The 14,506-nt window shown below is 70.3% G+C and carries 15 protein-coding genes; 10 read left to right on the forward strand and 5 right to left on the reverse strand.

What is annotated here, in order from left to right:
• Positions 1–209: 209 nt before the first annotated feature.
• The 3 genes from ISG29_RS17935 to ISG29_RS17945 all read left to right on the forward strand — a co-directional run bounded on the left by ISG29_RS17935 (position 210) and on the right by ISG29_RS17945 (position 3,624).
• The gene (locus tag ISG29_RS17935) at positions 210–1,589 is read left to right on the forward strand and encodes an ABC transporter substrate-binding protein (RefSeq protein WP_194504833.1); all 1,380 of its coding nucleotides are present in this window, start codon (positions 210–212) and stop codon (positions 1,587–1,589) included.
• Positions 1,590–1,693: 104 nt separating this feature from the next.
• A complete protein-coding gene (locus tag ISG29_RS17940) occupies positions 1,694–2,665 on the forward strand; it encodes a carbohydrate ABC transporter permease (protein WP_194504834.1) in 972 nt (323 codons plus the stop codon).
• Entirely contained in the window at positions 2,662–3,624 is a 963-nt protein-coding gene (locus tag ISG29_RS17945) for a carbohydrate ABC transporter permease (protein WP_194504835.1), read from the forward strand. Before ISG29_RS17940 ends, ISG29_RS17945 begins: the two co-directional genes overlap by 4 nt.
• Positions 3,625–3,628: 4 nt before the next feature.
• Here ISG29_RS17945 and ISG29_RS17950 read toward each other — a convergent pair whose 3' ends face one another.
• Positions 3,629–5,032 carry a GH1 family beta-glucosidase gene (locus tag ISG29_RS17950; protein WP_328829730.1) on the reverse strand — a complete coding sequence of 468 codons (1,404 nt, stop codon included), beginning with the start codon at positions 5,030–5,032 and terminating at the stop codon, positions 3,629–3,631.
• Positions 5,033–5,073: 41 nt separating this feature from the next.
• On the opposite strand from ISG29_RS17950, the gene ISG29_RS17955 reads away from it, so the two are divergent.
• Both ISG29_RS17955 and ISG29_RS17960 read left to right on the forward strand, forming a co-directional pair.
• A complete protein-coding gene (locus ISG29_RS17955) occupies positions 5,074–6,093 on the forward strand; it encodes a LacI family DNA-binding transcriptional regulator (protein WP_194504836.1) in 1,020 nt (339 codons plus the stop codon).
• The gene (locus tag ISG29_RS17960; RefSeq protein WP_194504837.1) at positions 6,090–6,902 is read left to right on the forward strand and encodes a DUF1353 domain-containing protein; all 813 of its coding nucleotides are present in this window, start codon (positions 6,090–6,092) and stop codon (positions 6,900–6,902) included. The genes ISG29_RS17955 and ISG29_RS17960 overlap by 4 nt, the downstream gene beginning before the upstream one ends.
• On the opposite strand, the gene trhA is transcribed toward ISG29_RS17960, so the two are convergent.
• A complete protein-coding gene (gene trhA, locus ISG29_RS17965) occupies positions 6,887–7,618 on the reverse strand; it encodes a PAQR family membrane homeostasis protein TrhA (protein ID WP_194504838.1) in 732 nt (243 codons plus the stop codon). The genes ISG29_RS17960 and trhA overlap by 16 nt on opposite strands.
• Positions 7,619–7,726: 108 nt before the next feature.
• On the opposite strand from trhA, the gene ISG29_RS17970 reads away from it, so the two are divergent.
• The 3 genes from ISG29_RS17970 (at position 7,727) to ISG29_RS17980 (ending at position 11,040) form a co-directional block, all read left to right on the forward strand.
• A complete protein-coding gene (locus tag ISG29_RS17970) occupies positions 7,727–8,500 on the forward strand; it encodes an isoprenyl transferase (protein ID WP_194504839.1) in 774 nt (257 codons plus the stop codon).
• A 301-nt stretch (positions 8,501–8,801) separates the two neighbouring features.
• Positions 8,802–10,094, forward strand: a complete 1,293-nt coding sequence (locus tag ISG29_RS17975) for a PhoH family protein (RefSeq protein WP_328829734.1) — start codon at positions 8,802–8,804, stop codon at positions 10,092–10,094.
• Positions 10,095–10,344: 250 nt separating this feature from the next.
• On the forward strand, positions 10,345–11,040 hold the full coding sequence (locus tag ISG29_RS17980; protein ID WP_194504840.1) for an aggregation-promoting factor C-terminal-like domain-containing protein: 696 nt from the start codon (positions 10,345–10,347) through the stop codon (positions 11,038–11,040).
• Between the two features lie 80 nt (positions 11,041–11,120).
• On the opposite strand, the gene ISG29_RS17985 is transcribed toward ISG29_RS17980, so the two are convergent.
• From ISG29_RS17985 to ISG29_RS17995, 3 genes are all read right to left on the reverse strand, one after another.
• On the reverse strand, positions 11,121–11,312 hold the full coding sequence (locus ISG29_RS17985; RefSeq protein WP_194504923.1) for a hypothetical protein: 192 nt from the start codon (positions 11,310–11,312) through the stop codon (positions 11,121–11,123).
• 44 nt (positions 11,313–11,356) lie between these two features.
• Positions 11,357–12,709, reverse strand: coding sequence for a class II fumarate hydratase (locus tag ISG29_RS17990; protein WP_207793327.1), 1,353 nt, complete (start codon positions 12,707–12,709; stop codon positions 11,357–11,359).
• A gap of 141 nt (positions 12,710–12,850) precedes the next feature.
• Positions 12,851–13,546 (reverse strand): spermine/spermidine synthase domain-containing protein, encoded by a 696-nt coding sequence (locus tag ISG29_RS17995; protein WP_194504842.1) that lies wholly within the window; start codon positions 13,544–13,546, stop codon positions 12,851–12,853.
• A gap of 34 nt (positions 13,547–13,580) precedes the next feature.
• Between ISG29_RS17995 and ISG29_RS18000 the strand changes: the two genes are divergently transcribed.
• Both ISG29_RS18000 and ISG29_RS18005 read left to right on the forward strand, forming a co-directional pair.
• Positions 13,581–14,156: a hypothetical protein gene (locus tag ISG29_RS18000; protein ID WP_194504843.1), complete on the forward strand. Its 576-nt coding sequence runs from the start codon at positions 13,581–13,583 to the stop codon at positions 14,154–14,156.
• 78 nt (positions 14,157–14,234) lie between these two features.
• On the forward strand, positions 14,235–14,489 hold the full coding sequence (locus ISG29_RS18005; protein ID WP_194504844.1) for a hypothetical protein: 255 nt from the start codon (positions 14,235–14,237) through the stop codon (positions 14,487–14,489).
• Positions 14,490–14,506 lie beyond the last annotated feature (17 nt).

The following is a 14,506-nucleotide window of genomic DNA, read 5'->3' on the forward strand; positions in this document are numbered from 1 at the left end:
GACCCCGGTCGACCACCTTCCTAGAGTGTGATGCACGCCACAGGGGGAGGTGGCGGTCGCCACGGATGACACTGTGACGACCGTTACACGATCGTGATCGTGCATCCTTGACGAGACATTTGCGCAACCGCTTTCATCCTCCTTACGCAGTGAGGGAGACGGGGTGGCCCACAGTCCCTGTGCCCCACCGATTTCGAGAGAGGGATCACATGCGCACACGCACATTCCGCACCGCGGCCCTGGCCGTCGTGGCGGTCGCCGGGCTCGGGCTTGCCGGCTGCGGCAGCGACGACGGCGGCAGCGCCGATACCCAGACGGCCGGCGGCACCTCGCCGGGCGAGGGGGTCGATGGCTGCGAGCAGCTCACCCAGTTCGGCGACCTGACCGGCAAGTCCGTCTCGGTCTACACCTCGATCCTCCCGCCCGAGCAGGCCGCGCAGGAGCAGTCTTATGAGCTGTTCACCAAGTGCACGGGGGCCAAGGTCGACTACGAGGGCTCCGACCAGTTCGAGACCCAGATCGTGGTCCGGGTCAAGGCGGGCAACGCGCCCGACATCGCCTACATCCCACAGCCGGGTCTGCTCAAGACACTCGTCGGCTCCGGCCAGGTCGTCGCGGCCCCCCAGCCGGTCGCCGACAACGTCGACAAGTGGTTCGGCGAGGACTGGAAGGGCTACGGCACCGTCGACGGCACCTTCTACGCCGCCCCGTTGGGCGCAAGCGTGAAGTCGTTCGTCTGGTACTCGCCGTCGATGTTCAAGAAGAACGGCTGGACCGTCCCCGAGACCTGGGACGACATGCTCAAGCTCTCCGACGAGATCGAGAAGACCGGCATCAAGCCCTGGTGTGCCGGCATCGAGTCGGGCGAGGCCACCGGCTGGCCGACGACGGACTGGCTCGAGGACGCCGTCCTGCGCGAGGACGGCCCCGATGTCTACGACCAGTGGGTCAACCACGAGATCCCGTTCAACGACGACAAGATCGCGACGGCACTCGACCTCGTCGGCGGCATCTTGAAGAACCCCGACTACGTCAACGGCGGCTTCGGCGACGTCGACTCCATCGCCACCACCGCGTTCCAAGACGGCGGCCTGCCGATCCTCAAGGGTCAGTGCGCCCTGCACCGCCAGGCCAGCTTCTACGCCGCGCAGTGGCCCGAGGGCACCAAGGTGTCCGAGGACGGCGACGTCTTCGCGTTCTACCTGCCGACGACCAGCGATGACTACGGCAAGCCCGTGCTCGGCGGCGGCGAGTTCGTGGCCGCGTTCGACGACCGGCCCGAGGTGCAGGCCTTCCAGACCTACCTCTCCTCCGACGTCTGGGCCAACGAGAAGGCCAAGGCCACGCCGGGCGGCGGCTGGGTGAGCGCCAACACGGGGCTCGACATCGACAACCTCGCCAGCCCGATCGACCAGCTCTCCGCCGAGACGCTCCAAGACCCGGAGGCCGTGTTCCGCTTCGACGGCTCCGACCAGATGCCCAGCGCCGTGGGTGCGGGCTCCTTCTGGAAGGAGATGACCGCCTGGATCACAGGTGAGAGCACCTCGGATGCTCTGAAGAACATCGAGGACAGCTGGCCCTCCTCCTGATCGACGGCGGGCGGTCGACCCCACCGGGTCGGCCGCCCGCCCTCGTCCCGCCAGACCGACTCGCCAGACCGTCTCGCCCGGCTCACGTCAGGAGGCCCACCTCGATGAGCACACCCGAGAAGCTGCTCCAGATGGTGATCGCCATCGCCATCTTCTACGCCGTCGTGGCCGGCATCTTGCTGGCCACCCAGTTCTTCAAGTCCAAGACCGGCGAGCGCATCCAAGCCGCCGCCTTCCTGCTCCCCTCGCTGGCCCTCATCGGTCTGGGCCTGCTCTACCCGGCGGTGCTCACGGCCTGGCAGTCCCTGCACGGCGGCTCGAACATCTTCGTGCAGGAGTTCGTGGGGCTCGACAACTACAAGACGCTGTTCACCAACAGCCAAGAGCTCGAGGTGCTGCGCAACACGCTGCTGTGGGTGGTGCTGACCCCGATCGTCTCGACCGGCATCGGTCTGGTCTACGCCGTGCTCGTCGACCGGGCCCCGTTCGAGAAGTTCTACAAGGCCCTGCTCTTCCTCCCCATGGCGATCTCGATGGTCGGCGCGTCGATCATCTGGAAGTTCATGTACGACTACAAGGCGGGTGACCAGACCCAGATCGGGTTCCTCAACCAGTTGCTCGTCTGGCTGCACCTCGACACGTACAACTTCCTGCTCAAGGATCCGTGGAACACGCTGTTCCTCATCGTCATCCTGGTCTGGATCCAGGCCGGGTTCGCCATGACGTTGCTCTCGGCGAGCATCAAGGCCATCCCCGAGGACATGCTCGAGGCCGCCCGACTCGACGGCGCCAGTGGGTTCAAGATCTTCCGGCACATCACCGTGCCGAGCATCCGGCCCACGCTCATCGTGGTGCTGACGACCATCACCATCGCCACCCTCAAGGTCTTCGACATCGTGCAGACCGCCACCGGCGGCAACTTCAACACCAGCGTCTTGGCCTATGAGTTCTACCGACAGAACTTCGTGGCCAACAACCAGGGTCTGGCGACCGCGATCGCGGTCGTGATCTTCCTGCTGGTGGTGCCGATCGTCATCTACAACATCCGTCAGATGCGCAAGCTGGAGGCCCGATGAGCACGCCTGCGATCACCACCGAGGCCGCCGCCGAGGTCGAGGTGGCCGAGACCGCGGCGCCGCGCAAGAGCGCGTCGTCCGCCGCCAAGAACAGCCTGACCGGGTGGGCGGCCTCGCTCGTCGCGCTGGTCATCGCCGTCCTCTGGACGCTGCCCACCTTCGGGCTGCTGCTCTCCTCGTTCCGCCCGGAGGACCAGGTCAAGAGCGACGGGTGGTGGAACATCTTCACCCACCCCTCGTTCACGCTGAAGAACTACAGCGACGTGCTCTCCGGGGGCAGTGGTGGTGCCGGGCTGGGCACCAGTTTCGTCAACTCGGTGGTCATCACGCTGCCGGCGGTGCTGATCCCGATCAGCCTGGCGACTCTCGCCGCCTACGCGTTCGCGTGGATGAAGTTCAAGGGCCGCGACACGCTCTTCGTGGCGGTCTTCGCGCTGCAGATCGTGCCGATCCAGGTCACGCTCGTGCCGCTGCTCACTCTCTACACCCAGCCCCCTGGCTTCCTGCCGGCACTCGGAGGCCGCGACGCGCCCGCGGGTGGCCTCTACGGGCTGTGGATGTCGCACACCATCTTCGCGTTGCCGCTCGCCATCTTCTTGCTGCACAACTTCATGCGGGAGATCCCCGGCGAGCTCATCGAGTCGGCCCGTGTCGACGGGGCCGGCCACGTGCAGATCTTCACCCGCATCATGCTGCCCCTGATGGCGCCGGCGATCGCCGCCTTCGGCATCTTCCAGTTCCTCTGGGTCTGGAACGACCTGCTCGTCGCCAAGGTCTTCAGCTCACCGCAGCTCCAGCCCATGACCGTGCAGCTCCAGCTGCTCGTGGGCGAGCGTGGCCAGGACTGGCAGCTGCTGGCCTCCGGTGCCTTCGTGTCGCTGGCCCTACCGCTCGTGGTGTTCCTCGCGCTCCAGCGTTACTTCGTGCGCGGCCTGCTGGCCGGCAGCGTGAAGGGGTGAGATGTCACTCCGTGAGGCTCGACGAACGCTCGCGGACGACGCCCGCCAACCAGGCGTAGGACGCCTTCGGCGTGCGCCGCTGGTCGGTGTGGTCGATGTGCACCAGGCCGAAGGTCTTGGTGTACCCCTCGGCCCACTCGAAGTTGTCGAGCAGCGTCCACACCACGTAGCCGCGCACGTCGACGCCCTCGGCGCGAGCGACATCGACGGCGGCGAGATGGTCGCGCAGGTAGATGATGCGGTCGTCGTCGGCGACGCGTCCCTCGGCGATCACCTCGTCGCTGCAGGCGGCGCCGTTCTCCATCACCAGCAGCGGGCGGTCGATCCGCGCAGCGGTCTCGCGCAGCACGTCGGTCAGCCCGGTCGCGTCGATCTCCCAGCCGATGGCCGTGCGCGGTTCGGGAACCACCAGGTCGAAGGGGTCGGTGCCCGGGTAGGCGTCGCGCTCGGGGTGGGGCGGGCGGCCCGCGACCACCACATCGGGTCGCACGGGCGTGTAGTAGTTGATGCCGACCCAGTCGGCGGAGTCGTGGATCGCCTCCAGATCGCCCGGTCGCACGAGCCCGGGGTCGGCGAGCTCGGGCGCCACCCGCAACAGGCCGTCGTCGTAGGCGCCCTGCGCCAGGGGGTCGAGCCAGACCCGGTTGCGCACCGCGTCGATCTGGTCGGCCAGCTCGACGGCCTCGGATCGTCCGGGGCGGATGGGTGCCAGGTTGAGCACGATGCCGACGTCGCACCCACCCGCCGACCCACCCAAGGAGTGCAGCCGCTCCGAAGCCCAGGCGTGACCCAACATCAGGTGGTGGGCTGCCCGGTGGGCGGCGCCGCCCTCACGGCGCCCCGGAGCATGCACGCCCGCGGCGTAGCCCAGGTAGGCGGCGCACCAGGGCTCGTTGTGGGTGGCCCAGAGCCCGACGCGGTCACCGAGCCGGGCGTACACCACCTCGGCGTAGTCGGCGAAGGCGGCGGGAGTCTCCCGCGCGAGCCAGCCCCCGGCGTCCTCGAGCGGCTGCGGCAGATCCCAGTGGTAGAGCGTGGCGGCGGGCTTGACGCCGCGCTCGAGCAGCGCGTCGACGACCCGGTCGTAGTAGTCGAGCCCACGCGTCTCGACCCGCCCCGAGCCCTCGGGCAGCACCCGGGGCCACGCGATCGAGAAGCGGTACCAGTCCAGGCCGAGGCCGGCCACGAGGTCGGCGTCCTCGGCGTAGCGGTGGTAGGAGTCGCACGCGACGGTGCCGTCGCGTCCGTCGCGCACGGTGCCCGGCCGCGCCGCGAAGGTGTCCCAGATCGAGACGCCGCGGCCGTCGTCGGCCACCCCGCCCTCGATCTGGTAGGACGCGGTGGCCGTGCCGAGCTCGAGTCGCGATCCGTCGGGCAGGCGGGCGGGCGGCGGTGTGGTGTGGCTCACGAGAACACGATAGAACCCGCGCGAGCCGTGGGGCGGGTGGCATGACGAGCATCCACGACCTCGCGCGCGAGACCGGGGTGTCGACCGCCACCGTGTCGCGCGCGCTGCGGGGTCTGCCCCGGGTCTCGCCGGACACCCGGGAGCGGGTGCTCGACGCCGCGGTGCGGCTCGGCTACACGCCGTCGCCGCACGCCGTGGGACTGGCCAGCGGAGGCCGCACCCGCACCATCGCGATCGTGGTGTTGTGGGTGACCCGCTGGTACTTCTCGACCGTCGTGCACGGGGCCGAGAGCCTGCTGCGCGAGCGCGGTTACGACGTGCTCCTCTACAACATCGGCGGCGATGCCGAGGCGCGGCGCCGCGTGCTGCTCACGCAGCTGCTCACCAAGCGCGCCGACGCGGTGATGGTGGTGGGGTTCACGCCCACCCCCGAGGAGGTGCTGTGGCTGGGTCGGCACGATGTGCCCGCCGTGACCCTCGGCGCGCGCGTCGACGAGTGGCCCAGCGTGCGCATCGACGACGAGAACGTCGCGCGCGTGGCCGTCGAGCACCTCGTGGCCTTGGGACACCGGCGCATCGCCTACGTCGGCCAGCTCTCCGACGACGGGCTCGACCTCGCCACGCCGCGCGACCGGCTGCACGGCTACCGGGAGTCGCTGCGCGCCGCCGGCGTCGATCCGGAGGAATCGCTGGAGTTCGACGGCGGCTTCACTCTCGACGGTGGCCGCGAGGCCGGTCGGCGCCTGCTCCAGCTGCGCGAACGCCCGACCGCCGTGTTCTGCGCCAGCGACGAGATGGCCTACGGCGTGCTGCGGTCGTGCCTCGAGGCGGGTGTCGACGTCCCGCGCGAGATGTCGGTCATCGGCGTCGACGGGCACGACATGGCCGGCTTCTTCGACCTGACCACGGTCGAGCAGCCGGTCGAGCAGCAGGGGCGCGCGGCGGCTCGTCACCTGCTCCAAAGACTCGATCCCGACGACGGCGAGGTCGGCCTCGTGGAGCACGTGGAGGTACCGACCCGACTCGTGGTGCGCGGCACCACGGGCCCAGCGTGCGCATGACCTTCTTCGACGGCGGCAGCGACGACGTCCCGCCCGACCACGGTGCGCCGGCCGTCATCGGTCTCCAGCGTCCGGCCGCGGCGCAGGACGCCGACTCCTTCGCGTTGCTGCGTCGCATCGGGTACGTCGACGGCGAGCTGGGGGATCTGCTCGTGCCCCGCGACCTCCCCACGTTCCGGACCGACCTGACCAGCGTGCCGAGCGTGTTCGCGTGGCTGGTGCCGCGGGTGGGTCGCCACCTCCCCGCAGCGCTGCTGCACGACGGACTGGTGGGCCCGCCCGACGATCCGACCTACGTGTCGGTCGAGGGGCACGTGGTCGACCGCGTGCAGGCCGACCGCGTGTTCCGCGACGCGATGGCGACCTCCGGGGTGCCGCTGATCCGGCGCTGGCTCGTGTGGAGCGCCGTGACGCTGGCGACCATGACGTGGGGTGACGTGCCCGGACGGTGGCGCCGCTGGTACCAGGTGGTGCCGGCCGCCACGCTCGGGTCGATCGTCGTGCTCGGCTGGTGCGCCACGTGGGATCTGCTCGACGTCGACGCCTGGTGGGCGCCCGGGGTGTGGTGGATCCCCGAGGGCTCCTGGCCGGTCGAACTGGCCTGGGGAGCGGCGGGTGCGGTCGTCGTCCCGGTGCTGCTCTCGGTGCTGTGGGGGCGCTTCTACTCCGCGGGCGTGGTGCTGTCGGTGGGCCTGGCCCTGCTGCTGCACGTGACCGTCGCGGTGGCCGCACTCACGCTGCTGTACCAGGTGCTCGAGCGGGTGGTGGCCGCCGTCGTACCCCGGCCTCCGGATCAGCGCAGGGAGTAGGTCGCCAGGGAGACCCCGACGTAGTGGGAGACGAAGGCGAGCACGGTGAAGCTGTGGAACACCTCGTGGAAGCCGAACCAGCGCGGTGCCGGGTTGGGGCGCTTGAGTCCGTAGACCACGCCACCGAAGGTGTAGAGCGCGCCGCCGGTCACGATGAGCACGAACACGGCGATGCCGATGCCGGTGCCGAGCGAGATCGCCCCCTCGAAGAGGTCGGGGATGAAGAACACGGCGGCCCAGCCCAGCGCGATGTAGATGGGCGTGTAGAGCCATCGGGGCGCGTCGGTCCAGAAGATGCGGAACAGCACGCCGAGCGCCGCGCCGGTCCAGACGACCGAGAGCAGCAGGGTCCGTGCGGCGCCGTCGAGCAGGATCACGGCGAAGGGCGTGTAGCTGCCGGCGATGAGCACGAAGATGTTGGAGTGGTCGAAGCGCCGCAGCACGCTCCACGTGCGTGGCGACCAGCTGCCGGTGTGGTAGATCGCCGAGACGGTGAACAGCAGCAGCGCGCTGCCGGTGAAGAGCGCCGAGGCGGTGCGGGTCGCGGCGTTCGGCGAGAGCACGATCAGCACGATGCCGGCGGCGAGCGTGAGTGGCGCCGACCCGAGGTGCAGCCAGCCGCGCAACCGTGGCTTGATCTCCTCGGCCAGCTCCTCGAGCTGGTCGGCGATGCCCTCGACACCGGCCCGGACGGCCTGCGGGATCTGGCTGTTCATGACGCGACCGTACCGGCCGGACCTTGGTAGCGGCTGAGGACCGGACGATCCTTCACGTGATCGTCATCGCTTCCGGCGCGTGAGCTCGCACACCACTACTCTGGTCGGGTGGCTGACTGGAAGCGGGGCCTGCGCCGGGTGCTCTACCCGGCCTACGAGGCGCGCCTGGTGCGCCGGCTGCCCGAGAACCTGCCCCAGCACGTCGGCGTCATGCTCGACGGCAACCGCCGGTGGGCCAAGGCGGTCGGCCGCGACACCGCGCACGGGCACCGCGCCGGGGCGGCGAACATCGAGCCGCTGCTGGGCTGGTGCGACGAGATCGGCATCGAGGTGGTCACGCTGTGGCTGCTCTCCACCGACAACCTGAACCGGCCGGCGCGCGAGCTCGAGCCGCTGCTGGAGATCATCGCCGACGCCGTCGACTCCCTCGCCGACCAGCGTCGTTGGCGGCTCCACCCCGTCGGAGCGCTCGACCTGCTGCCCGCGGCCACGGCCGAGCGGCTCAAGGCGGCCGAGGAGGCCACCCGCGACGTCGACGGCATGCTGGTCAACGTCGCGGTGCCCTACGGCGGACGACGCGAGATCGCCGACGCGGTGCGCTCGCTGCTGCTCGAACACGCCGAGCGGGGCACCTCGCTGGAGGATCTCGCCGCGCAGATCGACGTCGACATGATCGGCGACCACCTCTACACCAAGGGTCAGCCCGATCCCGACCTGGTGATCCGTACCTCCGGAGAGCAGCGTCTCGGCGGCTTCCTGCTCTGGCAGAGTGCACGGTCGGAGTACTACTTCTGCGAGGCGTACTGGCCCGATTTCCGGCGCGTCGACTTCCTGCGCGCGATCCGCGCCTACGCCCTGCGCGAGCGTCGCTACGGCGCCTGAGAGCCGGCGCCGGTCGCGGCGCCACCGCCGCCCGCGCGCAATGTGATGTTCACGCAGCCGGTGCGGCGTGGCGGTCGTGGGGGGCTGGGCCACGGGGTTAGGTTCACGCACATCGGCGGGTGGGGAAGCCTGCCGTACCTGGAGGCCCGTTCGTGGACGTTCACGACTGCACCGCACCACCGGTCCCGGCCGGTCGTGCGCTCGGAGGCGGGCACTCCCGTCGTCGGGGCTCCCGGTCCGACCAGCTGAGGTAGGGACCGGGCGCGGGGTGCTGCGTCGTGGTCCGGTGAAGGGAACACCAGTGCGGACCTACGTGCTCGACACCAGCGTGCTGCTCGCCGACCCCGCCGCCCTCGGGCGCTTCGCCGAGCACGAGGTGGTGATCCCCGTCGTGGTGATCACCGAGTTGGAGGGCAAGCGCCACCACCCGGAGCTCGGCTACTTCGCGCGCAGCGCGCTGCGCAGGCTCGATGAGCTGCGCGTGCTCCACGGTCGCCTCGACGACCCGGTCCCGGTGGGGGAGAGCGGCGGCAGCCTGCGCGTCGAGCTGAACCACACCGACGCCACGTCGCTCCCGTCCGGCTTCCGTCTCGGCGACAACGACACGCGCATCCTCGCGGTCGCCAAGAACCTCGCCGACGAGGGCTCCGACGTCTGTCTGGTCTCCAAAGACCTGCCGCTGCGGATCAAGGCCAGTGCGGTGGGCCTCGACGCCCAGGAGTACCGCGGCGAGCGGATCTCCGACTCCGACCCCGGCTACTCGGGGATGGCCGAGCTCGACGTCACGGGCGAGAACCTCGATGCGCTGTACGACGACGGGGTGATCGACCTCGACGAGGGGCGCGAGCTGCCCTGCCACCAGGGCCTGGTGCTGCTCTCCGAGCGCGGGACGGCGCTGGGCCGGGTCGGCGCCGACAAGCGGGTGCACCTGGTGCGCGGTGACAAGGAGGCGTTCGGCCTGCACGGGCGCTCCGCCGAGCAGCGCATCGCGCTCGAGCACCTGCTCGACCCCGAGATCGGCATCGTGTCGCTGGGCGGACGGGCCGGCACGGGCAAGTCGGCGCTCGCGCTGTGCGCCGGTCTCGAGGCGGTCATGGAGCGCCGTCAGCACAAGAGGGTGGTCGTCTTCCGCCCGCTCTTCGCGGTCGGCGGTCAGGAGCTCGGCTACCTGCCCGGCTCGGAGTCGGAGAAGATGTCGCCCTGGGCGCAGGCCGTCTTCGACACGCTCGGCGCGATGACCAGCCAAGACGTCATCGACGAGGTGCTCGACCGCGGCATGCTCGAGGTGCTGCCCCTGACTCACATCCGGGGCCGTTCGCTGCACGACGCGTTCGTCATCGTCGACGAGGCGCAGAGCCTCGAGCGCAACGTGCTGCTCACCGTGCTCTCGCGCATCGGGGCGAACTCCAAGGTGGTGCTCACCCACGACGTCGCCCAGCGCGACAACCTGCGGGTGGGTCGCCACGACGGCGTGGTGGCGGTCATCGAGAAGCTCAAGGGGCACCCGTTGTTCGCTCACGTGACCCTCACCCGCTCCGAGCGCTCGCCGATCGCAGCGCTGGTCACGGAGATGCTGGAGAGCGTCAGTGGCTGAGTGATCCCGGGTTCCGGGCGCGAGCTCCCGTGACGTCCGGCACCGCGGTCTCCCGGTGCCGGACGTGACGCGTGGGTCCGGTGTGACGAATGTTTCTGAGTTGTCCACAGATTTGACGAGAAACGCTTGCCACGAGTTTGCGCCGAGCAGATCGGTCGGGCAGGGTGGCTCGAGATCATTTCGTGACCTTCGGGGGGAACCCTGGCCGGGTCGCGGCCGAAAACTGACCCCGACCCCTCTGGTTATCTCTGTGTCCAAGCACAAGAAGTACGTCCCCAAGCACGCGGGCGCCAAGCGTCCGCTCGTGCCCGAGGCGTCGCGCACCGCCGCTCGCACGGGCGTGGTGGTCTCGGCGTTCGCCGTCGGCGCCACCGGCGTCGCGGTCTCGGGTGGACTCGCGGGTTCCTCGGCCTCGGCGGGCGCAGACCTGGTGTCCAGTGCGCCGTCCATCACGCCGCTGGCGGCCCAGGTCAGCGACAACGGCACCCCGAAGGTCGACTCGGCGCAGGTGCGTGCGCTTCGGGCCAACCGCGGGGAGGTCGTCTCGCGCAGTGCCGACCGGCGCGCCGACACCGACCCCGCCAAGGCGGCCGCGCTCTCCCAGCAGGAGGGGCCGGCGATCACCCGCAGCGAGGACGTCTCCCAGATGGACCCCCGCTCGATCGCCCGTTCGCTGCTCGGCGAGTTCGGCTTCTCCTCCGACCAGTTCGGCTGCCTGGATCTGCTGTGGAACAAGGAGTCCGGCTGGCGGGTCGACGCCGACAACCCGTCTTCCAGCGCGTACGGCATCCCGCAGGCCCTGCCCGGCTCGAAGATGTCCTCGGCCGGCAGCGACTGGGCCACCAACCCCGCGACCCAGATCCGCTGGGGCCTCGGCTACATCGCCGACCGCTACGGCAGCCCCTGTGGTGCGTGGTCGCACTCGCAGTCCTACAACTGGTACTGAGTCTCCGCGCAGACCAGACAGCAGGCCCCGGCCCCCTCGCGGGTGGCCGGGGCCTCTCGCATTCCGAGCCCCCGGGGCCTTCAGCGTCGGGCGGCGGGTACTCCGGCCGGAAGGCCACCTGGCGCCGCAACGCCGTCTAGGGACGCCGGGCCCTCGCAGTCGTCGCGGTGCACGTACTTGCCGCCGCGCTGGTCACCGGGGAGGCTGTTCATGATCCCGGCGCGATTGGGTGAGGCGAAGAGACCCATGCCCAGCCCGTTGCGCAGGAGCATGAAGACGCCGGCCCAGAGGGGAGTCTCGGCGAAGCCGTAGCCGCTCAGGGGTGGGTCATCGACTCCACGTCGAGGGCGGCGTCCAGCTGCTCCTCGGTCAGGTCGCCGCGCTCCACGTAGCCCATCTCGATGACCTGCTCGCGGATCGTGCGGCCCTCTTTCAGAGCCGCCTTGGCGACCCGTGCGGCCTCCTCGTAGCCGAGGTGCTTGTTCAGCGGGGTGACCACGGACGGTGAGGACTCGGCGTAGATGCGCATACGCTCGGCGTCGGCGGTGATGCCGTCGACGGTGCGCTGCGCCAGCACGCGCGTCGACGCCGCGAGGAGCCGCACGGACTCCAGCACGTTGCGGGCGATGACCGGCATGGCCACGTTGAGCTCGAAGGCCCCCGAGGCCCCGGCCACGGTGACGCACGCGTCGTTGCCGATCACCTGCGCGCACACCATGAGGGTGGCCTCGGGCAGCACCGGGTTGACCTTGCCCGGCATGATGCTCGAGCCGGGCTGGAGGTCGGGCAGGTGGATCTCGGCCAGACCCGTGGTGGGGCCCGAAGACATCCAGCGCAGGTCGTTGCAGATCTTGGTGAGGCCGACCGCGATGGTCTTGAGCACGCCGGAGAGCTCGACGAGGGAGTCGCGGGTGCCTTGGGCCTCGAAGTGGTTGCGGGCCTCGGTGAACGGCTCGCCCGTGCGCGCGCCGAGCGCCTCGATCACCTTCTGGGGGAAGCCGGCCGGAGTGTTGATGCCGGTGCCCACCGCGGTGCCGCCCAGCGGCAGTTCACGCACGCGCGGCAGCGCCGAGGTCAACCGCTCGACGGCGTAGCGCACGGTGGCGGCGTAGCCGGAGAACTCCTGCCCGAGCATCACCGGGGTGGCGTCCATGAGGTGGGTGCGGCCCGACTTCACCAGGCCGGCGAACTCCTCGGCCTTGGACTCCAGCGACGTGGCCAGCACGTCGAGGGCCGGCATCAGGTCGCCCGTGACGGCCAGCGTGGCCGCGACGTGGATCGCGGTCGGGAAGGTGTCGTTGCTCGACTGGCTGGCGTTGACGTGGTCGTTCGGGTGCACCTCGACCCCGGCCCGCGCCGCGAGAGAGGCGATGACCTCGTTGGCGTTCATGTTCGACGACGTGCCCGAGCCCGTCTGGAACACGTCGATCGGGAACGCGTCGTCGTGCTGGCCCTCGGCCACCGCCGACGCCGCCTGCTCGACGGCGGCCGAACGGTCGGCGTCCAGCACCTCGAGCGCGCCGTTGGCGCGGGCTGCAGCGGCCTTCACGTGACCGATGGCGTGGATGAGGGCCGGCTCGATGGGCGTGCCGCTGATGGGGAAGTTCTCGACTGCGCGCTGGGTCTGTGCCCGCCACAGCGCGTCACGCGGAACCTGCACCTCGCCCATGGAGTCGTGCTCGGTGCGGAAATCACCCTGTTCGCCGGTCGCATCACTCACGCCCTCGAACCTAGCGCGAGCCTCTCAGGCTGACCGCTCGCAAGGTCTCGGCTGACCCCTCGCGAGGTTCCCATCGACTGTGGTGAGTTCTCAGCGCGAGCCGGCATAGAGCCAGTACGTCACCTCGCGGCCCTGGAGCTGCACCGCGAGGGGGACGCCGGATGCGTTGCCGAAGACGCCGCTCAGCGAGTCCTGGAGGTCGGGAGAGGCGGCGGAGGACCACACGACGATCGCACCGCCCGGCCGCAGCACTCGACGTACGGTGTGCAGGAACGGCTCGTGGTACAAGGTGGCGTTCTCGTCGTGCACGAGGTGGCCGGGACCGTTGTCGACGTCGAGCAGCACGAGATCGAATCGGGCGTCGCCGGCCTCGGCGAGGGCGACCGCGATGTCGGCCTCGATGACTCGCACCCGTTTGTCGGCCAACGCGACCGGACCGTGCGGCACGGTGCCGTCGCGCATCCAGCCCACCAGCGCGGGCTCGACCTCCACGACCGCCACCTCCTCGACCCGGGCGTCGGCCAGCACCTCGCGCAGCGTGAAGCCGAGCCCCAGCCCGGCCACCAGCACCCGGCTGGGCGCGGCGACGAGCCGCAGCGCCTCGGTGGCGAGTGCCTGCTCGGTGCCGACCTCGCGGGTGTCCATCACGAAGACCCCGTTGGCCCGCAGCTCGAGCACGACCGGACCGTCGGCGTCCCGGCGTCGGCGCAGCACCAGCTCGCCGCGTTCGGACTCGGCGCGTGCGATCTCGACGGGGGCGTCGGAATCCGCCTCGAGGGGTCTCATCGCTTCATCCTCGCGCACCCGTAGGCTCCCGCCCATGTCCCAGTGGCTCGAGCAGCTCAGTACCCTCCAGGTGCTCGGTCTCGTGGCCGGGGTCCTCCTCGGCGGCTCGGTGCTCGCCGCCCTGCTCGGCGCCGTCTTGGTGCGACTCGGGATGAAGCGGCCGTGGGTGCTGCAAAGGGCCAGCCGTCTCGCCTATCGGGTGCTCGAGCTGGTCAAGCGCCCGCTCACGATCGTGGTGCTCGACGAGGTGGCCGCGGTGATGCGCACCGGGCGCTACACCCAGAACATCTCCGATGCCCTGCTGGAGAACCACGACGAGCTGAAGGCCCTGGTGGCCGAGAAGGTCGCCGCCGACCCCAACGCTCGACTGGTGAGGAAGGTGCCGGGCTACGACACGGTCGTCTCCGAGGTCACCGAGACCGTGCTGCGGGTGGTGGTCGACATGCTCAGTGACCCGCGCATGGACGAGCTGGTTGCCGACCTGCTGCGCAACAACCTCGATCAGATCACCGACGCGGTGCGCAAGCGGGACCACGAGGCGCTCGGGGAGCCCGCCCCGCCCGACCCCGTGCCCGCCGATGCGCCGGTCGATCGCGCCCGACGAGAGTGACGTCGCGGGCCCGCCGCGCGGCGAAGGGCCCTCCTTGCGGATGAAGGCACGAGGCGAGGGCTGGCTACCGTCGTGGACATGAGTGCACACGCGGACGAGAGTGACGACCAGGCCACGGACCAGCAGAGGCGCCAGTCTCAGGGCCAGTCCCAGGGCCAGTCCCAGGGCCAGTCCGAGGGCCAGGTCTCCGAGGTGGGTGCCCTGGACCCGGACGAGGCCGACACCCCCATCAGCGACAGCCAGTCGGTCGCGGGTCAGCCCGACGGCGAGTCCGGCAAGACCGACGAAGGCCCCACGGGCCCCAACAGCCGGGCGGGCTCGAACCGCAACTGACGGCGCTGCCGCGCGGA

This window comes from Nocardioides acrostichi, assembly GCF_015319165.1.
In the GTDB taxonomy this organism is placed as follows: Bacteria; Actinomycetota; Actinomycetes; order Propionibacteriales; family Nocardioidaceae; genus Nocardioides; species Nocardioides acrostichi.

Coding starts and splice junctions, on each gene's coding strand:
- ISG29_RS17995 (WP_194504842.1), bottom strand. CDS start 13,546: ATGAGACCCCTCGAGGCGGATTCCGACGCCCCCGTCGAGATCGCACGC.
- ISG29_RS17940 (WP_194504834.1), top strand. CDS start 1,694: ATGAGCACACCCGAGAAGCTGCTCCAGATGGTGATCGCCATCGCCATC.
- trhA (WP_194504838.1), bottom strand. CDS start 7,618: ATGAACAGCCAGATCCCGCAGGCCGTCCGGGCCGGTGTCGAGGGCATC.
- ISG29_RS17960 (WP_194504837.1), top strand. CDS start 6,090: ATGACCTTCTTCGACGGCGGCAGCGACGACGTCCCGCCCGACCACGGT.
- ISG29_RS17955 (WP_194504836.1), top strand. CDS start 5,074: ATGACGAGCATCCACGACCTCGCGCGCGAGACCGGGGTGTCGACCGCC.
- ISG29_RS18005 (WP_194504844.1), top strand. CDS start 14,235: ATGAGTGCACACGCGGACGAGAGTGACGACCAGGCCACGGACCAGCAG.
- ISG29_RS17935 (WP_194504833.1), top strand. CDS start 210: ATGCGCACACGCACATTCCGCACCGCGGCCCTGGCCGTCGTGGCGGTC.
- ISG29_RS17945 (WP_194504835.1), top strand. CDS start 2,662: ATGAGCACGCCTGCGATCACCACCGAGGCCGCCGCCGAGGTCGAGGTG.
- ISG29_RS17990 (WP_207793327.1), bottom strand. CDS start 12,709: ATGGGCGAGGTGCAGGTTCCGCGTGACGCGCTGTGGCGGGCACAGACC.
- ISG29_RS17985 (WP_194504923.1), bottom strand. CDS start 11,312: ATGCTCCTGCGCAACGGGCTGGGCATGGGTCTCTTCGCCTCACCCAAT.
- ISG29_RS18000 (WP_194504843.1), top strand. CDS start 13,581: ATGTCCCAGTGGCTCGAGCAGCTCAGTACCCTCCAGGTGCTCGGTCTC.